The organism is Pseudoalteromonas sp. T1lg88 (assembly GCF_002964765.1).
GTDB lineage: Bacteria > Pseudomonadota > Gammaproteobacteria > Enterobacterales > Alteromonadaceae > Pseudoalteromonas.
Genome location: NZ_PQCF01000006.1, coordinates 445,008 through 466,699 on the forward strand (window position 1 = coordinate 445,008; position 21,692 = coordinate 466,699).

The following is a 21,692-nucleotide window of genomic DNA, read 5'->3' on the forward strand; positions in this document are numbered from 1 at the left end:
GAATATTCAATGGGCTACACAAGCATCTAGAAATTAACTGACGTTTGCGGCGACAACTTTTCAAGGCGCACAAAAAAGCCCGCAGCAATGTGCGGGCTTTTCATTATTCGCTGTAATTAGCTTTTTTTGCTTTCGCGTGAAGCGCGCTTACGTTCGTTTTCCGTTAGGAAACGCTTACGAATACGAATGCTTTCAGGCGTTACTTCTACTAATTCGTCATCATCGATGAACTCAAGCGCTTGCTCTAGCGTCATCTTGATAGGCGGCACAAGTGTTTGTGCTTCGTCAGTACCTGATGCACGAACGTTGGTTAACTGCTTACCTTTAAGGGCGTTAACAGTTAGGTCATTGTCACGGCTGTGAATACCGATAACCATACCTTCATACACTTCAACACCATGGCCGATAAATAGTTTACCGCGCTCTTGTAGGTTGAATAGTGCGTTAGTTAACGCTTTACCTTGCGCGTTAGCAATCAATACACCGTTTTTACGTTGACCAATCTTACCGCCTTTATGAGGACCGTAGTGATCGAATGTGTGATACATCAGACCTGAACCAGACGTCAACGTCATAAAGTCAGTTTGGAAACCGATTAGACCACGGCTAGGAACTATAAAGTCCATACGAATACGGCCTTTACCATCTGGAGACATGTCGGTCATTTCCGCTTTACGCAGACCAAGTTGTTCCATGATTGAGCCTTGGTGCTCGTCTTCACAGTCGATTGTTACTGTTTCATACGGTTCTTCAAGAACACCATCCACTTCGCGAAGGATTACTTCAGGACGTGAAACTGCAAGCTCGTAACCTTCACGACGCATATTTTCAATCAATACGCCTAAGTGAAGTTCACCACGACCTGATACACGGAAGCTATCAGGGTTGTCAGTGTCTTCTACACGTAGTGCTACGTTGTGAACAAGCTCAGCGTCAAGACGCTCGCGGATATTACGTGAAGTCACGTATTTACCTTCTTGGCCAGCAAACGGTGAAGTGTTTACTGAGAAGGTCATGGTAACTGTTGGCTCGTCAACGCTTAACGGAGGAAGCGCTTCAACATTGTTTACGTCACAGATAGTGTCTGAGATTTTCAGCTCACCAAGACCTGTGATAGCTATGATATCGCCCGCAGTTGCTTCTTGCGCTTCGTGACGATCTAGACCCAAGTAAGTCAATACCTGGCCAACTTTACCGTTGCGTGTTTTACCGTCAGCACCGATAACAGTGACTTGCTGGTTCACTTTAACAGTACCGCGCTTGATACGACCAACACCGATTACGCCTACGTATGAGTTGTAATCAAGCTGAGAGATCTGCATCTGCAATGGACCTTCAGGATCAGCATCCGGCGCTTCAACTTCGTTAACGATCGCTTGGAACATAGGTTCCATGTTGTCAGAAGGCTCATCTAAATCTAATGTTGCCCAACCGTTGATAGCTGACGCGTAGATTACTTTGAAGTCTAGCTGTTCGTCAGTTGCACCTAGGTTATCGAATAGATCGAATACTTGGTCCATAACCCAATCAGGACGAGCACCAGGCTTGTCGATTTTGTTGATAACAACGATTGGCTTCAAACCCTGTGCGAACGCTTTCTGCGTAACGAAACGCGTTTGCGGCATAGGACCTTCTTGAGCATCTACAAGAAGAAGTACTGAATCAGCCATCGATAGAACGCGCTCTACTTCACCACCGAAGTCGGCGTGTCCTGGAGTATCTACGATGTTGATGTGGTAATCGTTCCAGTTGATTGCCGTATTTTTAGCTAAGATGGTAATTCCACGCTCTTTTTCAATGTCGTTAGAATCCATCACTCGCTCTTCGTTACCACCGCGAGTTTGCAGTGTGCCCGATTGCTCAAGCAATTTATCAACCAGAGTCGTTTTACCATGGTCAACGTGCGCGATGATCGCGATATTTCTTAACTTTTCGATGCTCATATATCTACTTAAGAGGCAAGCCTCATTGTTCCTAGAGGATCCACGCTCGGCAAACAACTACCTGCGTTGGGTTTAAAAGGGCGCGTATTATCCCTTATAACGTCACTAGATGAAAGTTTATCCAACATTATTTTTCTGTGACTGTGACCTAATTGTCATAACGCACCGTTAGTATGGATAAAAATCAACCACAGAAAAATCTTAGCAGGTATTTTTCAGCTAACCTATTGCACCTTGCACAAGGTAAGCGCTTTAATCTAAAACAAGCCTTGAGTGAGCCGTAAACCATGGCTTAAAAAAGGGCAAAACAAATGCACCAAAGCAATGCAACTACGCACCAAAAGGGTGCATAATAGCTTTATTGAAATAACACGTTTAATTAAAACCCCTTAAAAACATGCAGTTAAATAGTTGGCACGATTTAAGCTTATGAGTGCACAATTGCAGTAACATGCAGCACACAAAATATTCCTAGTTGGAGGACACATGTCACATACGGTTTTAACTTTTATTAAAGAAAATGACGTTAAGTTCGTAGATTTACGCTTTACCGATACCAAGGGTAAAGAGCAGCACCTTTCTATCCCACATCACCAAGCAAACGAAGACTTCTTCGAAGAAGGTAAGATGTTCGATGGTTCTTCAATCGCTGGTTGGAAAGGCATTAATGAATCTGACATGGTACTTCTACCAGACGTAAACAGCGCCAAGCTTGACCCGTTTGCTGAAGAAACCACACTGATTGTACGTTGTGACGTAGTTGAACCTTCAACACTACAAGGTTATGAGCGTGATCCTCGCTCTGTTGCTAAGCGCGCCGAAGAGTACATGCGCTCTACTGGTATCGCCGACACAGTTCTATTCGGTCCAGAGCCTGAGTTCTTCCTATTTGACGATGTTAAGTACAAAACCGATATGTCTGGTTCTATGTACAAGATCGATGCCGAAGAAGCGTCTTGGAACTCAGACCGCGACTATGAAGGCGGTAACACTGGCCACCGTCCTGGCGTAAAAGGCGGTTACTTCCCGGTTGCGCCTGTTGATTCATCACAGGATTGGCGTAGTGCAACCTGCTTGGTACTAGAAGAGCTAGGCCATGTAGTAGAAGCACACCATCACGAAGTAGCCACTGCCGGTCAAAACGAGATTGCCACTCGCTTTAATACCATGGTTACCAAAGCCGATGAAATCCAAGAGATGAAGTATGTTATCCACAACATGGCTCACCTTTATGGTAAAACGGCTACCTTTATGCCTAAGCCTCTAGTTGGCGACAACGGCTCAGGTATGCACTGTCACCAATCACTAGCTAAAGATGGCAAGAACCTTTTCGCTGGTGACAAGTACGGTGGTCTTTCAGAAGACGCGCTTTACTACATCGGTGGTATCATCAAGCACGCTAAAGCGATCAATGCCTTCACCAACCCGGCAACTAACTCTTACAAGCGTCTAGTTCCTGGCTTCGAAGCACCGGTAATGCTTGCTTACTCGGCACGTAACCGCTCTGCATCAATCCGTATTCCAGTGGTTCCTTCAGAGAAAGGTCGTCGTATCGAAGTACGCTTCCCTGACCCTGCGGCTAACCCATACCTGGCGTTTGCAGCTCAGCTTATGGCTGGTCTTGACGGCATTAAGAACAAGATCCACCCTGGCGATGCCATGGACAAGGATCTATACGACCTACCTGCGGAAGAAGCGGCTGAAATCCCAACTGTTGCCTCTTCACTAGACGAAGCCCTTGCTTGTCTTGATGCAGACCGTGAGTTCTTAACTCAAGGTGGCGTATTCACTAATGACCTAATCGACGCTTATATCGCGCTGAAGGCCAAAGAAGTTGAAAAGCTAAACATGACAACTCACCCAGTTGAGTTCGAAATGTACTACAGCGTATAAAACAGATAATGACAATTTAGTTATATCATGTGTGTTCTCAAAGCCTGCTCTGCGGGCTTTTTTTATGGAAAAAATACAACCTTTGGACTAAAGTTAATACCTAGCCAGTAACTTGGCTTATTTTGCTAACTATAAGAATAACAACCATAAATAGGATTTCACGTGAACACAAGGCTGTATATTTTAAGTATGGTCGTGCTGCTAACTATTTTTAGTACAGCATGGGCCGCACCGAGCAAAGACATCTACGTGTACAAGGATGAGAATGGCGTATTGGTATTTTCTGACACCCCGCGCAAGGGAGCAGAAAAAGTCACCCTTAACGCTCCGGTAATGAATATGCCAAGCATCGACACCAGTGTTCTCGATGAAGTCGATGATGAACTGGAGCAAGTCAAATTTAGCATAACTATCACCTCACCGACGCAAGAAGAAACCATTCGCGACAACACCGGCTCAGTGCATATCAGTGGCCAGGTGAAACCAAGATTTTTACAAGGACATAGCGTACAGCTGTTTATGGACGGCCAAGCCTATGGCGAACCACAAAGCTCCAGCCTGTTTGCCCTGCGCGATATTGATCGCGGCGAGCACAGCCTGGTTTTAAAACTACTCAATAGCGAGGGCGAAGTATTGGCCAGCTCCAAGGCCATCACCTTCTTTATGCATCGCCGCTCGATGATCACCGGCCCTTAATTGCAATGCAGCTAAGGAAATGGCTGCGCACAGCCTAATAAACCTGCTAAGATAGTTGCACCATACTGGTGCAACTTATTACTAAAGATGAAACTTCACGGCGATTTCTTCCAGCAGATGTGGGAAAACCTGCACACTGCCATACTTATTTTAGATAAAAATTTTAATCTGGTTTACGCTAACACCAGTTGCACCGAGCTGCTTGGACAAGGCTTAAAACGCATTCAAGGCCAGCCCTTCGAATCCCTATTTAACTATCACTCGGTAGAGCTTGAGCGCATCGCCAACTACACCCTCAAGCAAGGAGTGGATTGCCACCAGCACAGGGCTGACGTGGTGTTCGTAGATACCCGCCATGCCAACCTGGCGCTCAATAGCCGCCGCATCAACTACCAGGGTGAGGTATTTTTACTGCTTGAAATCCGCCAAACGGATGAAGAAATCCGCCTCGATCAAGCCTCCAACCAAATGCATCAACACCAAGCGGCTAGAACCCTGATCCGTAATTTAGCGCACGAAATTAAAAATCCACTCGGTGGAATTCGCGGAGCGGCGCAATTATTGCAGTATGAGGTTGATCAGCAGGAACGCGATGAGTGTGCACAGCTAATTATTCACGAGGCGGATAGATTAAGGCAATTGGTCGACAGGCTGCTGGGGCCAAACCAGCGCTTACAAAAACAGGCGACCAATATCCATCAAACCCTGGAGAATGTATTAAAGCTCTGCATGCTGGATAACAATAAAAATATCGACCTGATTAAAGACTATGACCCGAGTATTCCGGATGTTGTGGTCGATGGCGATAAAATCCAGCAGGTCCTCCTTAACATAGTGCGCAATGCCATGCAGGCGCTCAGTGCAGGAGGCGAAATTAAAGTATCAACCCGGGTACGCTATCATGTGCGCCGCTACGATACGACACTCAAAAAAGCCCTGCAGATCAAAATTTGTGATAATGGCCCAGGCATAGCGCCGGAGGTAAAGGAAACCCTGTTTTATCCCATGATAACCAATAAAGAAGGTGGTTCGGGACTAGGGTTGTCGATCGCACAAACCTTGATCGATCAGCATCAAGGCTTTATCGAGTGCGACAGCTGGCCGGGCCATACTGAGTTTACACTGTATTTGCCACTGTAAGCGGCTAAGAGGGCTATGATGAAATCTGTTTGGTTGGTAGATGATGACGCATCGATTCGCTTTGTGCTGCAAAAGGCGCTGACGCGCAGCGGTTATGATGTAGAAAGTTTTGATAACGCCCAAGATGTGTTAACCGCCCTGACCTTTTCACAACCGGCGGTCTTACTCTCGGATGTGCGCATGCCCGGAATGGACGGCATGGCCTTGTTAGAGCAGATCAGCGAAGAAAATCCCAATCTGCCGGTAATCATCATGACCGCCCATTCGGATCTGGACTCGGCGGTACAGGCCTTTCAAAAAGGAGCCTTTGAATACCTGGCCAAACCCTTTGATTTAGAAGAAGCGGTGAGCGTGGTTGATCGCGCCGTACGTGCCCACACGCAAAAAAAGGCCAAAAAAGTCACCAAGGAGCAAAAACGCTCTGTGATTATCGGCGAAGCACCGGCCATGCAGGAGGTGTTTCGTGCCATAGGTAAGCTTAGCGCCTCAAGCATGAGCGTATTGATCAATGGCGAGTCTGGTACGGGTAAAGAGCTGGTCGCCAGCGCCCTGCACCAACATAGCCCACGTAAGGATAACCCCTTTATCGCCCTTAACATGGCCGCCATTCCCAAGGACTTGGTGGAGTCTGAGCTCTTTGGCCATGAAAAAGGCGCTTTCACCGGCGCCGACAGCGTGCGCAAGGGTCGCTTTGAGCAGGCCAATGGCGGCACCCTGTTCCTCGATGAAATCGGCGATATGCCCCTGGATGTACAAACCCGCTTATTACGGGTGCTGGCCGACGGTGAATTTTATCGTGTTGGCGGTCACCAAAGCCTCAAGGTGGATGTGCGTATTATCGCCGCCACCCACCAGGATTTAGAGCGCCTGGCACAACAGGGCAAATTCCGCGAAGATTTATTCCACCGTTTAAATGTGGTGCGCTTAAAGCTGCCACCTCTGCGTGAGCGCACCGAAGACATAGAGCAGTTAGCCGAGTACTTCCTTAATAAAAGCGCCCAAGAATTAAAGGTGCCCAGTAAGACCTTAAGCCCACAGGCCTGTGAGCAAATGAAGCTGTTCAATTGGCCGGGCAATGTCAGGCAACTGGAAAATACCTGTCGCTGGTTGACAGTGATGGCGCCGGGGGAATACATAGGCGCAGAAGATCTGCCGCCCGAGCTCAGTGCCAGCATAGAACAAGAAGCAGATTCTGACTGGCTCGATCTATTCCAGCAGTGGCTCAATAACGAGTTTAAACAGGGTAAGGACAATGTCTGGCCCGATATTCAGGCACAGCTGGAAACGCGGCTGATCAAATCCGCCCTGGCCAGTTGTGGCGGCCATAAACAAGAAGCAGCATTGCGTATTGGTTGGGGACGCAACACCTTGACGCGTAAGTTAAAAGAACGAAATATCAGTACATCTTGATGATAAGGCCATTTGAAACATCGCCATCTTTAAACGGCACGAGCAAGTGCATGGCCAAGCTCAGCGGCGCTAATTGCAGCGGCGCTAGCGAAATCCCTGCCACGCCTGCATAAGGGCGAGCAGGTCTTCAACGCCACAGGCGGCAACTAATTCAGATTCATCCAGCACTAGCTCATCCGCGGCATAGGCGTCAAGGTCATCCTCATCGTGATGCAAGCCGTGACTTTCAAAGAGCACCTCGCCATGGGCTATCACCACCCGCATTTCTTTGCCGTTAATTACCAACTCTTGCGAGTCATTGACCGAACTTCTTGGCGAATCCTGGTTTAGCGCCTGCTGAAAACGCTGCAACAGCTCATCATTGTCATATAACTCATCGTTAAACCAGCGCGCGACTAAGCGGTGCTCATCACTTAGCTTTACACGCTTTCCCCATAAGGGATCAGAATATAGCTGATATTCCATGGTATTTTGCCCTTGCAAATAAGGCGCGCATCATACCAACAAGCATAGCTTACTGCCTAGGGAATTAGTTGCTCCGCCGAGCCTAGGAGCATGATAAAATCCCCCTATGTACCGCCACCAAAAATGACCATGTTCGATACCTTTGCCATTATTTTCCCACTAATATTTATCGCCGGCGTCGGCTTTGCCTGTGCCAAGCTGCGCTTTCTAAATGGTGAACAGCTCTCGGGGATCAGTCGTTTTACCTTTTACATCAGCATTCCGGTATTTCTGTTTATTAATATGGCGCAGGCGCAACTGGGCAGCGTGGTTAGCCTGGAGCTGATGCTGAGCTTTTATATTCCGGTGGTGCTGATGTTTAGCCTGATGCTGATCTTGTATAGGTACTATAGCGGCGATTGGTCACAGGGAGCGGTATTGGCACTGGGTGCCAGTTATTCCAACACTGTCTTAATCGGTCTGCCCATTGCCATTCAGGCGCTTGGCAAAGACATAGCGGCCACGGTTTTTGTGCTGATCACCTTCCACAGTGCCCTGCTATTTTTACTCACCTATGCATTTTCGGGTCGCTCGCAAAGGGTAAGCTGGCTCACCACGGTGCGCCAACTGCTTTTAAACCCAGTGATCTCGGCCATTACTTTAGGTTTGCTGTTCAACCTTAGCGGTTTGGCCCTGCCCGAGCCAATGGAAAATGGTTTAGCGCTACTGGCTGAGCCGGCCATAGCCGGAGCCTTGTTTGTATTAGGCGCCAATTTACATCATTACCAAATTCGCCCCGGGCTGCATCTGGCTTTAGGCCTGTCTGCCAGCAAGCTATTCTTGCTACCCGCCCTGGTGTGGTTATTTGCCAGCCAGGTCTTTGCCTTGCCACAGCAACAACTGCTCCTTGTGGTGCTGCTCAGTGCTTCACCCTTGGGTGTAAATGCCTATTTAGTTGCCAAACAACTTGATACCCGCAGCGAAGTATTGGCTAGCGCAGTGGTGTTAAGCACCTTGCTAAGTGTTGTGAGTTTCTTCTTTTGGCTCACCCTGATATAAAAAGACACAAAAAAAGCGTGCCTTAAGCACGCTTTTTTCCGATTCAATCGTAAGAACGATATTTGGCGGCGTCGATAATGGCCCAAACATAGACGATTGCGGCAATAATGCCGGGCACTATCAGCCACCATAAAGCGGCGCCACCGAAGAAGAAGATGGCAAATAATAAGGCCGCAAGAATACGCCCCTGTACCAATTGCCCCAGTCCCGGGAAGAATACGTTACATAGAGCGGCGATTACATTACCACCTGAACCTTGTCCTGACATATAAGCCTCGTTAGTCAATTACAATTCTTTAATTACCATAACCAATTACAATATTCAGGCCAACTTTTTATACTTATTTTTCAATCAGTTAAATCCTTGCCCTTTTTGTAATCTCATTAACTTTAGCCTATCATGCTAAAGTTTAGTCTTTTTAACATTACCCTATCTATGTTAAGAGAGTAATAGTTAAAACAATAATAATTAATACCAAATAGTTACAGACCTATGCTAGCCAAAATTGCCAAACCCATAGCCAAACTGACCGACAAATACATGCCCGACCCGCTGCTGATCGTCATGCTGCTCACCCTAGTGAGCTTTGCGCTCGCGCTAATAAGCAGTGCTCACTCGCCCTTGGCCTTGGTGCAAATGTGGGGCGGCGGCATCAGCAACCTCTTCACCTTTGCTATGCAGATGCTGCTGGTCTTGGTATGCGGCTACCTGCTGGCAACCACTCCCAGTGTCGAGCGCGGTTTAAACTTTGTCGCTCGGCGCCTTAATACGCCAGGCAAGGCGGTGGTCGTTACTACCTTGGTCGCCCTCTTAGCAAGCTGGCTTAACTGGGGCTTTGGTCTGGTGGTCGGCGCCCTGTTTGCCAAGGCGGTGGCGCGCTTTTGTCGCGTTGACTACCGGGTGCTGGTAGCCAGTGCCTATTCCGGATTTATTATTTGGCATGGCGGCTTATCCGGTTCGATCCCTCTGACCATTGCCACACCGGGGCACTTTGCCGAACAGCAAATCGGTCTGATAGACACCTCGCAAACCCTGTTCTCGACACTGAATTTGGCACTGGTGATTGGCCTGGCCATCATTTTGCCCCTGCTTAATTACTTGCTGCTACCCAAGGCGCAGGACGCCGTTTATGTCGATACAGAGCAACTGCAGGGAGATAAGGAAACGACACAACAAAATGCTGCGGGCAATGCCTTAGAGCAGGCACGCTGGCCTACCGCAACCTTAGGTTTGCTGGGTCTGATTTATTTGGGCAGCAGCTTTTATACAGGTGCACAGGGCTTAAACCTCAACACCATTATCGCCCTGTTTCTGTTTTTTGCCCTGCTATTGCAACCCAACACCAGCGCGCTTATTACCCAACTCAATAATGCGGTGCGTAGCGGCAGCGGCATTGTCATTCAATTTCCATTTTACGCCGGCTTGATGGCGCTGATGAGCCAAAGCGGCTTGGCCAAAGACATCTCTGAGCTGTTTATTGCCCTGTCCGATAGTACGACCCTGCCGATATGGAGTTTTCTTAGCGCCGGCCTGGTGAATATTTTTGTGCCTTCGGGAGGCGGCCAGTGGGCGGTGCAGGCCCCCTTACTACTTCCCGCCGCGCAGGCCCTTGAGGTGCCGGTTTCATCTGTGGCCTTAGCGGTAGCCTGGGGCGACGCCTGGACTAACCTGATCCAGCCATTTTGGGCCATTCCTGTTCTGGCAATTGCCGGCTTAAAGGCCAAAGATATTATGGGCTTTTGTCTGATCCAGCTGCTGGTCAGTGGCCTGTATATCATCTTGCTGTTAGCCCTGCTCGCTTAAGTTTTCGCCTCAAAGGAGGATTAATAGCCGGGGCTAAAAACCGCCGTGAGCAATATAATGGTGGCGCAATTTAAGGGGCATACTCCTTGTCTTGATCTGATTAATCCAGCAAACACGGGCCTCGGCTTTGTCGTAAATAGTTGGCAGTGGGCCCATTACATTATAAAGTTGGAGCCAATACTGCCGCCTCCTTAGGTCAATAAAACGCTAGGTAAAACCATATGCCCGTTCATGTGTTACTTGTTGAAGACGATGAGCTACTCGTTAAGCGCATCGAAAATCATTTTGCCGATACCGAGTTTTGCATCCAGGTCGATAGTACAGGGGCGCAAGCATTGGCTTTGGCGCAAGCATCACAGGGCGACTCCCAGCATGCCATCGAATTGGCCATAGTCGATATCGTCTTACCCGCAAAGGATGGCCTCACCTTAGCCCGGGAGCTAAGCACCCTTACCGAGATCGGCGTGATCATGCTTTCAAGCCGGGACTCGCAGTCGGATCGCATCGCCGGTCTGGCACAAGGAGCCGACGACTATATCTGCAAGCCCGTTGACTTACTTGAACTCGAATTGCGTATGCGCGCCGTATATAAGCGCCTGCATGGCGCAGCTAGCCAGGCCAGTGACAGCACCGAATATATCGAATATGCAGACTTTAAACTGCACCCGGATAATCGCACCCTGATCACCGCCAACAACGAAGAACTGCGGCTTACCGAGGCAGAACACAAGGTATTGATTTGCTTAATTGCCAATGCGGGTAAAGCCACATCGCGGGAGAAGGTGTCAGAGGAAATTGGTCAGCCGGACTGGAGCCCTACGGATCGCACCGTGGATGTATTGATCGGGCGCCTGCGTAAAAAGCTGGGCGATGAAAAAGAGCAAAAGCGCATTGTCACGGTACGCGGCAAAGGCTATATGCTCTCTTCAAGTTAAGGCTTTAAAACAGAATGTTACCCTGCTGGTAGGCCGCAAGCGACTGCAGGAAGGGCGTCGGCTCAAAGGCCTGTTCATTGGCTTCATTCACCGCCTGCTGCTGGTAATCAACCGCCTCTTCAAAGTTGCCCAGCTTGGCATGTGCCGCTGCCAGATAAGCATAGGCAAGGGGATGATCATTCTCATCCGCTACTTCTTCGGCCAGCTCTATGGCCTTTTCCAGCTCACTGCCATTATCGGAATAGCGTACATACCAACCGGCTAACTTACGCTTAGCGATCAGGCTGCCATGCGCCGCCGCTTTTTCTAACCAATGCTTAGCCTGCTCCGCATAAACAGCAGAACCATCGGCTTTGGTCATCAGGCATTTGCCCAACTGTAATTGCGCCCGGCTATGATCTTGTTTCGCCGCCAAAGTCAGTAGGACGGAGATTGCAGTTCACCCCAAGTTGAAACAGGGTATCGCTGTGACCTCCCATAGCTGCCTTATGCTGCCAATAACGCCATTGCTGTTCTTCTTCTTTGTTACTCAACGGCTTAATCTCAACATGGGCAGTTATTTGGTCATTCAAATACGCTGAATTCGCGACCTGATTATTATAGAAAAACTGCACCCGGTACCAATTTTGGTCTTTTAGCTCTCCATCAGCGGCACTTAGCTGCCACTGCTTCATCAGGGTTTCGGATTTTTTGCGTAAGACCCTGGGAATATTCACCTGCTCATACGGCTGCCAATGAGCCACCTTACCCTCGGCATCCAGATTAACCAGGTAAGAAAAGGTAAAGTAAGTAGTCTCTAACTTTTCCTGCTTGGTAAATTCTGGCTGAGTAATGCTGCTAAAACTTATTTGTGGCGCAACAACAGGTATGGCCTTCACGCCACCGTCGATAGCATGATATTGAGGCTGGTCATCCAGCACTTTTAATACCTTGGCTAATTCGGCCTGGGCATTCACATCATCTCTTTTAGCCTGCTGTAATAACTGCTGTGCCCTGGCCTTAAGCTTGTGACTCATTTCACTGTCTTGGGCACCGGCGAAAACACCGCGAATAATGGCATTATGGAACTTTTTATCGGCGGCAACAAAACGAGTTTCCCGTAATTTTTCGGCAATGCTTTGCCCGAACTCGGGAGCCGGATAGGAATTCAGCAAGAGCAGATCCCGCGGCACGCCATTTTCATCTATATCAAATAGATAGCTGGCCAGCCCCGGCACACCATCGCTTTGCAGGGAATCGGGGTAAGCGGTAGCTGGGTTAGCGGTTTTCTCCCGGGTCGGATTATAAGTAAGCGTACGACTCAACTCATAATTGATGCTTTGAGTTCCTAGCTTGCCATAGCGAGCGATAAGCTCGTCGGCCAAGTTTTTAGCTTGTGCTAACTGGGATTTATCTAGGCGGCGAGCCACAGACTTTCTCGCCTGCTCGGCCATTTTAAAGCCATTATCCATGGCCACAGAAAAGTAACCGTAGGCCTTGATGGGATCGGCCTTCACTCCTTGTCCGCGTAAGTACTGCACTGCAAGATTAAACTGACTGCGGCCATCGCCAAGTTCGGCGGTTTGCTCAAATAAGGTAAAGGCTTTTTGGTATTGCTGATCAAGATAAAAAGTCATGGCATCGCTAGCATTTGCCAAGCAAAGTTGAGGTAATAACGCGGCCGCAAAAATCCACTTTTTCATTGAACACTCCAATTTGGCTAGTTCAACAATGTTAACAGCTGGTAAATATTGGCGCAATGGCAATTACCCCAGAGCTGCCACCATGCGCTCAAAAGCGCGATAACTTAAAGCCTCTTTAATGCAGGCTTGGGAAATTTCCTGCTCGCCGGCGAGGTCGGCTATGGTTCGCGCCACCTTGATAATACGTTGATGAGAGCGAGGCGACAGCTTGAAGCGTTCACTGGCAGCACCAAGATAGTCCCGGCACAAGGCAGTTAACGCACAGTGAGTCTGCAGCTCTTGCACCGACAGCAAGGCATTAGCCTTGCCTTGGCGTTGCTGCTGCCTTTGCCAGGCGGCGATCACCCGGGTACGAATGGTCGCGCTGTCTTCCTCTGCTTGCGAGGAGAGCAACTGGGCACTGGGAATGCGGAGCAATTCAATTTGCAGGTCGATGCGGTCAATAAAGGGGCCGGAAATACGCGCCAGATAGCGCATCACCTGATCAGGCGTTGCCCGCTTATCGCTATAATGCCCGGTAGGGCTGGGGTTCAGTGCAGCAATTAGCTGAAAACGTGCGGGAAAATCCACCTGCTGAGCGGCTCGTGAGATAGTGACCTTACCGGTTTCCATCGCTCTCTTAGACTATCAATCACTTTACGTTCAAATTCGGGTAGCTCATCTAAAAACAAGACACCATTATGAGCCAAGGAAATTTCACCCGGCTTAGGTTTAGAGGAACCGCCAACTAGAGCTACCGCCGAGCAGGTATGATGAGGGCAGCGAAAAGGACGCTGCAGCCATTGGCTGGCATCGATGGGCTTTCCCGAGACTGAATATACGGCGGCGGTCTCCAAGGCCTGTTGCGTGGACATCTGCGGCAATATGGTCGCAAACCTCTGTGCCAACATGGACTTACCTGTACCTGGAGGACCACTAAACAATATCATGAGTCCATAAAGACCCATTTATTCTTGAGGGAACTGAATGGCGCTAGTTAGTTTTTCACTTCACAGTGGACTAGCCCTTTAAATAAAGTTGATTACTGTCTTCACATGGGCTATCAAATAGCTGGGATTTATTTACCAGGGAAAAGTAATGAAAAAAACACTTATCATAGTCGCTCTCGCTAGCGTGTTCAGCTTCACTGTAGGCGCACATTCAGGACGCACAAATGCTTCAGGATGTCATACAGACCACTCCAATGGCAGCTATCATTGCCATAACGCTAAGACCCCTTCACCAACGACCATTACATACTGTCATGTACTTAACGGTGAGAGAAGATGTGGTTACGCATACTCTACATGCAGTTCTCTTGTACGAAAGTACGGAGGGACTTGCGAAATCTCGTGATAAAGCAGTAAACCTCGGCTCTGTGAAAACAGGGCCAACTTCAACAGTACCTTTTTAGGTATACCCAAACGGGCATGGTCACAACGTGCTCACCTTCCACTCTAAAAGATCCAACGGTGACCTTCCCAGCATTTAGTTCTTATTTATGCGTGGTGAACTACATTGGCTTACACGTTATGAATACCTCCTGATACGCACACCCTCAAGGCAATAGCCAATACCAAACAGCACCTTAGTTTACTTTTATGGCTGGGTAGTAGTAGCAGTTTTACTACCCCTCCAAAACGGGGCATATCGAGGAAACCGCAAGGAGTTACTAAGGAAATGCTTCAGCTAATGCCCTTGCTGAGGGAGCTACTTGGAGTATACGTAACGCCAGTCAGAGCTAGTCAAAAAGGGCGCTTTGACTAGGGGAGATGAAGACCAAATTAAAACACAACAAATTGATTTGTATAGGCTTTTCTTTAAACACCCGTTTCTTTAAGGCTCCCCACCTTGTGTCTTTCTCAAAGACCATGTAAAGTCGCCGCCCCAATGAGATAACAAGCAGTATTCATGGAAACGATTAGAATCAACATAAACAGCATCAACGCTAACGATGAACGCTATCAGGTAAGAGACCCAAGAGCAGGCACATACGGAGAGAAAGTAGGTGAGGAACTTGGCTCCAAGGCACACATCAAGAACATAGTGAAAGCCCTCAAGGACAACCCCAAGAAACGCATCACCCCAATTGAAGTCACCACAGACCCAAGCAATGAGGGCAAGTACATTATCGTTGATGGGTTCCATAGGTATGCTGCATTTAAGCAAATCAACAAGGATTCTAAAGGGGCAAGGTATCAGCAACTCAGGTGTGTGTTTTCTGAGGACGTACCTATAGAAAAAGCATTGTCAATAAACACAGAGCATACAGCCAAGTCACTCACAGCAAACCAGCGTACAGAGCTTCAATGGCAGCGATTCCTAGCCTTGATGGACAGCAACCCTGAGGTAAGCATTAAACAGACCTCTGAGAAGATTGGGGTCGTTACCTCTACTGTTGAGAAGTGGCGTAAAGAAAGAAGGGAGTTTATGGAAAAGGGTTTCTTCAAGCCAACCAGCTCTGTGGGCAAGAACGAAGTTACACGTTACCCAATACTCAGGCTTGCACGACAGGAGCTAATAAAAGACAGCTTTGGGGACGATATACCAGAAACTGAAGGTCAACTATGTGATACCGATAAAGAGTTATTAGCGACTATCCTTAAAGTAGCAAACAAGGCCAAGGAACCAGACAAGCTTCTACGCGCTGTAGAGAGCTACTGGGGGTCTAATCATAAGCTTGTGGACTATGATGCAGACTTTAGTGAAACTGACGAGAATAAGTATGAGGGCTTCTAGAGGAACGCCACCAGCTGGTGGGTTTCACTAAGGAACAATGGGCTAGGTAACTCCTAGCTCAAAACGGCATGATGCCAAAATGAGCCAATCTGAAGACTCTGCTCACAATCAGCCAATGGCCGAAAATGAGCAACCTGAAGAAGCCCCTGAAGATCCTGTCCAAAAACGGCACGATGCCAAAAATGGACAAGCTGAAGAGTCCCCTCAAGAGCCTGTTCAAAAACGGCACGATGCCAAAAATGAACACCCTGAAGATAGCGTTAAACCTACTCACAAAACTGTCGAGAAATAAAATACATTTTGCGTAAACGTAGTGACCCGATGCAATCGCTAAGGCAGTCCATTACCTCCACCCCTCCCCCCTTGAGGGCTACCCCTCGATAATGCACCATTAGTGGAAACTTCCAAAGGGGGATTAAAAGCATTCGTTATTAATACCCCTTAGGTGATACCTCTCAGAAAGGTATTATATGTAGGGTGTTGACTTTTCAATACGGTATCATTAAATTACCCCCACTTTAATCACTCAGGAAGTATCGAGTTGAGCAGCAGGACTTATTTCTACTGTCGGGTATCAACCACAGAGCAAACCACAGCCAACCAAGTACAAGCGTTCAAAGACAAAGGTTATGAAGTCAGCGATAGTTTTGTTGTTGAGGAGACTGTCTCTGGTGCGGTCTGTGCGATGGAACGCAAGGGCTTCAGAGCGCTTGTGAAGCATAAACTCATGGAAGGTGACACGTTGGTAGTCCTCAAATTAGACCGTCTAGGACGCGACAATATAGACGTACAGAAGACCATTCAGCTCCTGGGCGACAAAGGCATCAATGTCCACAGCTTAGACCTACCCACAAGAGACCTATCGACCCCTGAAGGCAAGCTAATGCTACGCATGTTTACAGCCTTTGCTGAGTTTGAACGAGACCGCATCAGGGAACGCACCATAGAGGGTCAGGCAAGGGCTAGGAAGGAAGGTAAGGTCATTGGTCGTCCAGCAAAGGTAACCCCTGAGAAGGTCGCTGAGTACCGCTTAGAGCGAGGTTTATCAACGTCTAAGACTGCTCAAGCGCTTAATGTGTCTGAACCTACTGTTAAACGTCTGCTAGCCAAATACAGGAAAGGTGATTAGCATTTGCCCCTGAGCTGTGGCCTCAACTGACAAAGATGTTAGCTGGGGCTAAGCTTCCCTATTTATACTGTCAACTTCACCTGATAGATACTTCTCACACTGATGTTCCGTTAAGTCCTTAAACTTCTTGTTATATGTGTCAAAGCTCCTGAATGAAAAAGCTATACCGTATCGCCTATTTTGGGAAGCTCCTTTACACCAGTAACTACCGCTAATATAGAACTTGATACCCAAACGATGCCCTGATACATCCACAGCCCTATACTCATTCTCCTTAGAAAAAGTATTTAGTAATTCCTGTGTGGCAACCTGTGAAAGCCTTTTTTTAGACAACCACTTTACAGGCCAGCATTTACCGGTTTGATCTATCAACTCCACCTTATAAATATCTGTTACTTTTAAACCATTAGGCATTGAGATTTTAAAGTCCTCGCTCTCGCCTTCATCCAACTTCTTCCCGTTAGGTGAGGAGTCTTTATATATAAACCTACCATCCCTGTGATGCCCAATTTTAATAAGGCTTCGCCACCATGCACGTGGCCTGATGTAATAGTTAATGCAATCTATTCTTACAGGTCTTCTCCCCAAGGATCTAACTGTAACTCTATGCTTGTGTGACTTGGGCCCGAGATGTTCAAAAGTCGATTCACACTTTAAATGAGGTCGATCTGAAATGAACTGTTTAAACCTAAACCACAAGTTAATCAAGCCAGCAAGAGTACCTATTGTGCCCGTGACAGCTCCCCACATGGCCAATACTTCCGTTTGAATCATAGTGTGCCTTTTGAGTTGAAGACTTCAATGGTTGACTTATAGGCCCTTAGAAAGCTGCTTTTTAACATAGGCTGCTACGGCTTGCCTTTGCATTTCTTCCCATGATTCAAAGGTTGTAGTGGTCACAATAAAGTGTTCCCACTCATCACTAGGAACTGCTTCAAGGTCTTCTTTCGACTCAATCTTAAAGCCACTTGCTGCAAAGAGTTCATCTAAGTTTTTGAAGGGTGAACAGCCTGAAATAAATTCAGGGGACATCACATCAAGAAACTTGACCAGATGATTACCTTGCAATTGTTTTACATTCTCTGTGAACTTTTTTAAACCATTCATGTTTGACTTTATAGGCATAACTGTTCCCCTTTCAGTGGCAATTAATACAAAAACTCATTTAAAACCGTAGGTTGTCGAGTCTTTTGGCTCCTTGTACTCATAACGTAGACTACCTGTTTACTTAAACAAACTGCAACCCTCATTTCTTGAAGTAATCGAATAACATCAGATTGAACACGCTTATTACTGTAAGGCCTGGCCGCTGGGTCACTAATTGACACAAGTGGGTAATATCAAAAATGAAATACTGAACGACACATTTTGTGTGGACGTAGTGACCCGATGCAATCGCTAAGTCAGTCCATACCTCCACCCCTCCTCCCTAGGGGCTATGGCCAACGTGTATCTCTATCCACTGTAAACTTAAGCCCAAGACCATCTGACCAGACACCTGTCTCAGGGTTACACTTGAGGGCAATCGTCTGACCTTCCTTAAGCTCGATATCTATCCCTTCTTTGCACTTGTACACTATGACCTTAGCTATGCGCCTCTTAAGGAACTGGTGCAACTGCATACGCTCTCCTTGCTCGTTAATCCTCGCGGTAAGACCTTCAAGGTCAACGGCCTCACTCGTTACTTCCCTATGCGCTTTGAGTGTCACTAGCGCTTGCTCTATCTCCTTGAGCTTATCTTCATAGCTCCTCAACCTACGACTTATTGCGGGACTAGAACCGTATTCCGCTAGATCATCCATGAGGTTGTCTATAGTCCTTTCTACAGCGGTCTTCTCCCCTTCTAGGTGAAGCTCTTTGTCCGTGTCTTCAGGCTGGTGCGTAAACGTGTGTAGAAGCTTCTGTAGAGCGATCAGAACCACCCACTGCACTGAGTAATACCTATGCCCTACGTACTGACAACCCTTACCGTAACGAGCATCACTGCACACCAGATAGTAACCACCTTTACTACCGCTCCCCTTAGACACAAAGTTCATAGAAGACCCGCACTCACAATTAATGAACCCTGAGAATAGGTTCTTATTTACTCCTTTCCTGAGTGACCCTGACCCTTTAACTTTCCTGAGCTGTATAGATGCCTGCGCTTTTAGCCATAAGGACTCGCTGACAACTGGTGGGTAGTAATTAGCAATTGTTTCGCCTGTTGGCTCCCGCTTTGTTCTCCCCACTGTAGTCTGAGGCTGATACTCCCCTAGGACTGCACGACTGTTTAAAAGCTTGGTTATGTACGAGGTATGCCATTTATCACTTCTCCCAATGGGAGGAACGTTAAGGTTGTTTAACTCACGGACTATCGAAGCACGACCCATACCGTTTACAGACATTTGGAAAATAGCCTGTACCAGCGCTGCCTTAGGCTCAATAACAAGAATTTCTGTTTTGTCTGAATTGTACTGCAACCACTGAGGCAGCGTCCCTTTGGTAGGTCTATCTGAGGCGTGTTTAACTTTGCTGCGCCATACGTCACTCAGGAGGTCACTTTTCCTTTTGGATTCGCTGTGAGCCCTTTCCATCTTAACTAGTGAGATCATTAACTTAGTCATGTCTAAGTCACCCTTCATGAAGACGGCTTCGTCCTCAAGGGTCACGACATTTATCCCTAACCGTACGATGTCCATAAGGCGGGGTAAAGCATCTTCAACGGGCTGCCTACTCATGCGGTCAAAGCTCTCAAGCAATAACCAACTACCACTCTCAATCTGGTTACTTCTTACTGCCTCAAGGAACTGCCCTAAAGCTCCTTCAGAAGCGTTCTTACCTCTAAAGCCGCTAACCCCTAGGTCGTGAAAGGAAACGTCCTGTAAGATCAATCCGTGCTTTGTGGCATAGCGCTCAGCTCTTTCTGTCTGTCTGGCTAAACTCCTACCTTCAATCTGCCCTTTGGTACTAAAACGAATGTAGCTATATGCTTTGTCCATGCTGCTTTAACTGTTACTCAACCTTAATGGGTCCATTATATCACGAGATGAACACATTATGGCCACCTGCGGCAGCGATTTCTAACACCCGCTTTGCCATGGGCTGACCCTTGACCTCACTAAAATCGACACTCGCGGGGGTGATCTTTTGCTCAATGGGCAAAGGAGTCAACAAGTCCAGCTCTTGCTGCCCGGAAAGATCGTGCCAGAGCTGCTGTAATGAATGAGCACACTTAACCCGAGCTGTGTCGATTAATGCTGCCTCACCTTGATTCTCTGCACTTAGATAGACCAGGCGATTGGCCTTGTTGGCAGCCATGACCGAGGGGATCACCCCACGAATGGGGCGCAATTGTCCATCAAGGCCAAGCTCGGCCAGCAACTCAATCTGAGTAAGATTGGCAAACTTAAGCTGCTCCGAAGCAATGAGTATACCCACGGCAATGGCAAGATCGTAACGCCCTCCCTCCTTGGGTAGATCGGCGGGAGCCAAGTTGACGACTATACGTTGGTTGGGAAAGATAAAATGGCTATTCTCAATGGCGCTGCGCACCCTGTCCTTGGCTTCCTTTACCGAGGTTTCGGGTAAACCAACGATATTGAAATTGGGCAGGCCGGAGCCGAGATACACTTCAACACGCACCTCAATGGCTTCGATGCCGATTTGTTCACGAGTATATACTTGCGCTAAAGACACATCCCTGTCTCCTTGCCTGACTAGTTAATCTAAGTCTAGCTAGGATATCGGAAAACGTATAAACCCAGATTCCAACGAATGGCAATAAGGCGCACCAGCAAGGTAGCGATACCACCGAGCCACATGGCCAACTCAGGATTGGTTCCCAGGTGCAGAAGCAATATATATAAACCGGCCCCGACAACGCAGGCGATGGCGTACAAGGGACCTTTTAACAACATGGGCACCTCTCGCGCCAAAACATCGCGAATAACGCCACCAAAACACCCTGTCAGTACTGCCATGATCACGGCCGTCATTGCCGGCACCCCAAGTTCCAACGCCTTTTGAGCCCCCATAATGGCAAAAAAGGCGATCCCCAGAGCATCGGCGAGTTGCAAGCAGTAGTGAGGAAAGTGTGGTTTATAGTTAAGCCACATTATGGTGATAAAAACCGTGGCTAATATGGTGATAAAGTAACTGGTGTCATACACCCAGAATATCGGCACATCTAAAAGCATATCGCGCAGTGTCCCGCCTCCAATGGCGGTTACAGCGGCCAGGACGATCACGCCAAATCCATCCATATTTTTTTCATGAGCCAAGAGCGTGCCGGAAATAGCAAAAACGGCTACACCTAAGAGATCAAACCAATGATAAAGCTCATACATAGTCGTTGCTCATGAACAAAAACTCTTTGTAACATAAGCATAAAAGTACTGGCAACCATGATGAGACCAGGCTATTCGGGATTTGCGTTGTAGCTCGGGGTTTGCCGTCAAGAATTGTAGGTTGGCCTTTAGGCCAACATTAAACAATGCAGGAGCATATTGCCGATAACCCCGACAAGAAGGGCGGTAGTAGAGCAATGAGCGACCACATTGGAACAAGAAATCACAAGCCAGAAAGCAAAAAACCCGCTGCATTACTGCAACGGGTTTCCTAAATAGGGCCCTGACGATGTTCTACTTTCACATGGCAAATGCCACACTATCATCGACGCTGTTTCGTTTCACTACTGAGTTCGGCATGGGGTCAGGTGGTTCCAAAACGCTATGGTCGTCAGGAAAAATTGTAAATTCGGAAAGCTTAATAAGTAATGTGTCTACTTCAGTCTTAATTTCTAACTTCTAACTTAACAGTCTCACACCATTTTGGTGTTGTATGGTTAAGCCTCACGGG

At 47.7% G+C, this 21,692-nt stretch carries 21 protein-coding genes, 1 rRNA gene and 1 pseudogene; 11 read left to right on the forward strand and 12 right to left on the reverse strand.

Translation table 11 applies throughout. The annotated features are described in order from the left end of the window. Positions 1-116 precede the first annotated feature (116 nt). A complete protein-coding gene (gene typA, locus C2M34_RS03775; protein ID WP_105199290.1) occupies positions 117-1,943 on the reverse strand; it encodes a translational GTPase TypA in 1,827 nt (608 codons plus the stop codon). 486 nt (positions 1,944-2,429) lie between these two features. Here typA and glnA point away from each other — a divergent pair, with 486 nt between their 5' ends. The 4 genes from glnA (at position 2,430) to ntrC (ending at position 7,082) form a co-directional block, all read left to right on the forward strand. After that, the gene (glnA, locus tag C2M34_RS03780; protein ID WP_105213490.1) at positions 2,430-3,836 is read left to right on the forward strand and encodes a glutamate--ammonia ligase; all 1,407 of its coding nucleotides are present in this window, start codon (positions 2,430-2,432) and stop codon (positions 3,834-3,836) included. Positions 3,837-3,998: 162 nt separating this feature from the next. Next, the gene (locus C2M34_RS03785) at positions 3,999-4,532 is read left to right on the forward strand and encodes a DUF4124 domain-containing protein (protein WP_158677991.1); all 534 of its coding nucleotides are present in this window, start codon (positions 3,999-4,001) and stop codon (positions 4,530-4,532) included. 87 nt (positions 4,533-4,619) lie between these two features. Beyond that, a complete protein-coding gene (gene glnL, locus C2M34_RS03790; RefSeq protein WP_105199287.1) occupies positions 4,620-5,672 on the forward strand; it encodes a nitrogen regulation protein NR(II) in 1,053 nt (350 codons plus the stop codon). An 18-nt stretch (positions 5,673-5,690) separates the two neighbouring features. Continuing rightward, a complete protein-coding gene (gene ntrC / locus C2M34_RS03795; RefSeq protein ID WP_105213491.1) occupies positions 5,691-7,082 on the forward strand; it encodes a nitrogen regulation protein NR(I) in 1,392 nt (463 codons plus the stop codon). Between the two features lie 84 nt (positions 7,083-7,166). Here ntrC and C2M34_RS03800 read toward each other — a convergent pair whose 3' ends face one another. Continuing rightward, entirely contained in the window at positions 7,167-7,547 is a 381-nt protein-coding gene (locus C2M34_RS03800; protein ID WP_105258104.1) for a YacL family protein, read from the reverse strand. A 90-nt stretch (positions 7,548-7,637) separates the two neighbouring features. On the opposite strand from C2M34_RS03800, the gene C2M34_RS03805 reads away from it, so the two are divergent. Next, complete coding sequence (locus tag C2M34_RS03805; RefSeq protein ID WP_234398763.1) at positions 7,638-8,585, forward strand: AEC family transporter; 948 nt, start codon at positions 7,638-7,640, stop codon at positions 8,583-8,585. A 43-nt stretch (positions 8,586-8,628) separates the two neighbouring features. On the opposite strand, the gene C2M34_RS03810 is transcribed toward C2M34_RS03805, so the two are convergent. Then, positions 8,629-8,853 carry a hypothetical protein gene (locus C2M34_RS03810; RefSeq protein ID WP_105199284.1) on the reverse strand — a complete coding sequence of 75 codons (225 nt, stop codon included), beginning with the start codon at positions 8,851-8,853 and terminating at the stop codon, positions 8,629-8,631. 225 nt (positions 8,854-9,078) lie between these two features. Between C2M34_RS03810 and C2M34_RS03815 the strand changes: the two genes are divergently transcribed. Together C2M34_RS03815 and C2M34_RS03820 are read left to right on the forward strand one after the other, a co-directional pair. Then, a complete protein-coding gene (locus C2M34_RS03815) occupies positions 9,079-10,389 on the forward strand; it encodes a short-chain fatty acid transporter (RefSeq protein WP_105258105.1) in 1,311 nt (436 codons plus the stop codon). A gap of 221 nt (positions 10,390-10,610) precedes the next feature. Beyond that, a complete protein-coding gene (locus C2M34_RS03820; RefSeq protein ID WP_105258106.1) occupies positions 10,611-11,324 on the forward strand; it encodes a response regulator transcription factor in 714 nt (237 codons plus the stop codon). A gap of 4 nt (positions 11,325-11,328) precedes the next feature. Here C2M34_RS03820 and C2M34_RS03825 read toward each other — a convergent pair whose 3' ends face one another. The 3 genes and pseudogenes from C2M34_RS03825 to C2M34_RS03835 all read right to left on the reverse strand — a co-directional run. Continuing rightward, a complete protein-coding gene (locus C2M34_RS03825; protein ID WP_105258107.1) occupies positions 11,329-11,685 on the reverse strand; it encodes a hypothetical protein in 357 nt (118 codons plus the stop codon). Positions 11,686-11,716: 31 nt separating this feature from the next. Continuing rightward, positions 11,717-13,006, reverse strand: a complete 1,290-nt coding sequence (locus C2M34_RS03830; protein WP_105258108.1) for a tetratricopeptide repeat protein — start codon at positions 13,004-13,006, stop codon at positions 11,717-11,719. Positions 13,007-13,069: 63 nt separating this feature from the next. Next, a pseudogene (locus C2M34_RS03835) lies at positions 13,070-13,941 on the reverse strand (YifB family Mg chelatase-like AAA ATPase); the annotation flags it as partial. A 142-nt stretch (positions 13,942-14,083) separates the two neighbouring features. Between C2M34_RS03835 and C2M34_RS16070 the strand changes: the two are divergent. From C2M34_RS16070 to C2M34_RS03855, 4 genes are all read left to right on the forward strand, one after another. Next, positions 14,084-14,341: a YHYH domain-containing protein gene (locus C2M34_RS16070; protein WP_105258109.1), complete on the forward strand. Its 258-nt coding sequence runs from the start codon at positions 14,084-14,086 to the stop codon at positions 14,339-14,341. 555 nt (positions 14,342-14,896) lie between these two features. Then, entirely contained in the window at positions 14,897-15,724 is an 828-nt protein-coding gene (locus tag C2M34_RS03845) for a ParB N-terminal domain-containing protein (RefSeq protein WP_105258110.1), read from the forward strand. Between the two features lie 79 nt (positions 15,725-15,803). Continuing rightward, the gene (locus C2M34_RS03850) at positions 15,804-16,016 is read left to right on the forward strand and encodes a hypothetical protein (protein ID WP_105258111.1); all 213 of its coding nucleotides are present in this window, start codon (positions 15,804-15,806) and stop codon (positions 16,014-16,016) included. Positions 16,017-16,265: 249 nt separating this feature from the next. Beyond that, positions 16,266-16,853 (forward strand): recombinase family protein, encoded by a 588-nt coding sequence (locus C2M34_RS03855; protein ID WP_105258112.1) that lies wholly within the window; start codon positions 16,266-16,268, stop codon positions 16,851-16,853. 48 nt (positions 16,854-16,901) lie between these two features. Here the strand turns inward: C2M34_RS03855 and C2M34_RS03860 are convergent, their stop codons facing one another. The 6 genes from C2M34_RS03860 to rrf all read right to left on the reverse strand — a co-directional run bounded on the left by C2M34_RS03860 (position 16,902) and on the right by rrf (position 21,577). Further along, the gene (locus C2M34_RS03860) at positions 16,902-17,627 is read right to left on the reverse strand and encodes a hypothetical protein (RefSeq protein ID WP_105258113.1); all 726 of its coding nucleotides are present in this window, start codon (positions 17,625-17,627) and stop codon (positions 16,902-16,904) included. Positions 17,628-17,663: 36 nt separating this feature from the next. Then, on the reverse strand, positions 17,664-17,978 hold the full coding sequence (locus C2M34_RS03865) for a hypothetical protein (protein ID WP_105258114.1): 315 nt from the start codon (positions 17,976-17,978) through the stop codon (positions 17,664-17,666). A gap of 311 nt (positions 17,979-18,289) precedes the next feature. Then, on the reverse strand, positions 18,290-19,834 hold the full coding sequence (locus C2M34_RS03870; RefSeq protein WP_105258115.1) for a recombinase family protein: 1,545 nt from the start codon (positions 19,832-19,834) through the stop codon (positions 18,290-18,292). A 40-nt stretch (positions 19,835-19,874) separates the two neighbouring features. Next, a complete protein-coding gene (locus C2M34_RS03875) occupies positions 19,875-20,531 on the reverse strand; it encodes a magnesium chelatase domain-containing protein (RefSeq protein WP_105258116.1) in 657 nt (218 codons plus the stop codon). A gap of 35 nt (positions 20,532-20,566) precedes the next feature. After that, positions 20,567-21,181 (reverse strand): trimeric intracellular cation channel family protein, encoded by a 615-nt coding sequence (locus C2M34_RS03880; protein ID WP_105258117.1) that lies wholly within the window; start codon positions 21,179-21,181, stop codon positions 20,567-20,569. 281 nt (positions 21,182-21,462) lie between these two features. After that, a 5S ribosomal RNA gene (gene rrf / locus C2M34_RS03885) occupies positions 21,463-21,577 on the reverse strand. Positions 21,578-21,692 lie beyond the last annotated feature (115 nt).

Coding starts and splice junctions, on each gene's coding strand:
- typA (WP_105199290.1), bottom strand. CDS start 1,943: ATGAGCATCGAAAAGTTAAGAAATATCGCGATCATCGCGCACGTTGAC.
- glnA (WP_105213490.1), top strand. CDS start 2,430: ATGTCACATACGGTTTTAACTTTTATTAAAGAAAATGACGTTAAGTTC.
- glnL (WP_105199287.1), top strand. CDS start 4,620: ATGAAACTTCACGGCGATTTCTTCCAGCAGATGTGGGAAAACCTGCAC.
- ntrC (WP_105213491.1), top strand. CDS start 5,691: ATGAAATCTGTTTGGTTGGTAGATGATGACGCATCGATTCGCTTTGTG.
- C2M34_RS03800 (WP_105258104.1), bottom strand. CDS start 7,547: ATGGAATATCAGCTATATTCTGATCCCTTATGGGGAAAGCGTGTAAAG.
- C2M34_RS03805 (WP_234398763.1), top strand. CDS start 7,638: ATGATAAAATCCCCCTATGTACCGCCACCAAAAATGACCATGTTCGAT.
- C2M34_RS03810 (WP_105199284.1), bottom strand. CDS start 8,853: ATGTCAGGACAAGGTTCAGGTGGTAATGTAATCGCCGCTCTATGTAAC.
- C2M34_RS03815 (WP_105258105.1), top strand. CDS start 9,079: ATGCTAGCCAAAATTGCCAAACCCATAGCCAAACTGACCGACAAATAC.
- C2M34_RS03820 (WP_105258106.1), top strand. CDS start 10,611: ATGCCCGTTCATGTGTTACTTGTTGAAGACGATGAGCTACTCGTTAAG.
- C2M34_RS03825 (WP_105258107.1), bottom strand. CDS start 11,685: ATGACCAAAGCCGATGGTTCTGCTGTTTATGCGGAGCAGGCTAAGCAT.
- C2M34_RS03830 (WP_105258108.1), bottom strand. CDS start 13,006: ATGAAAAAGTGGATTTTTGCGGCCGCGTTATTACCTCAACTTTGCTTG.
- C2M34_RS16070 (WP_105258109.1), top strand. CDS start 14,084: ATGAAAAAAACACTTATCATAGTCGCTCTCGCTAGCGTGTTCAGCTTC.
- C2M34_RS03845 (WP_105258110.1), top strand. CDS start 14,897: ATGGAAACGATTAGAATCAACATAAACAGCATCAACGCTAACGATGAA.
- C2M34_RS03850 (WP_105258111.1), top strand. CDS start 15,804: ATGAGCCAATCTGAAGACTCTGCTCACAATCAGCCAATGGCCGAAAAT.
- C2M34_RS03860 (WP_105258113.1), bottom strand. CDS start 17,627: ATGATTCAAACGGAAGTATTGGCCATGTGGGGAGCTGTCACGGGCACA.
- C2M34_RS03865 (WP_105258114.1), bottom strand. CDS start 17,978: ATGCCTATAAAGTCAAACATGAATGGTTTAAAAAAGTTCACAGAGAAT.
- C2M34_RS03870 (WP_105258115.1), bottom strand. CDS start 19,834: ATGGACAAAGCATATAGCTACATTCGTTTTAGTACCAAAGGGCAGATT.
- C2M34_RS03880 (WP_105258117.1), bottom strand. CDS start 21,181: ATGTATGAGCTTTATCATTGGTTTGATCTCTTAGGTGTAGCCGTTTTT.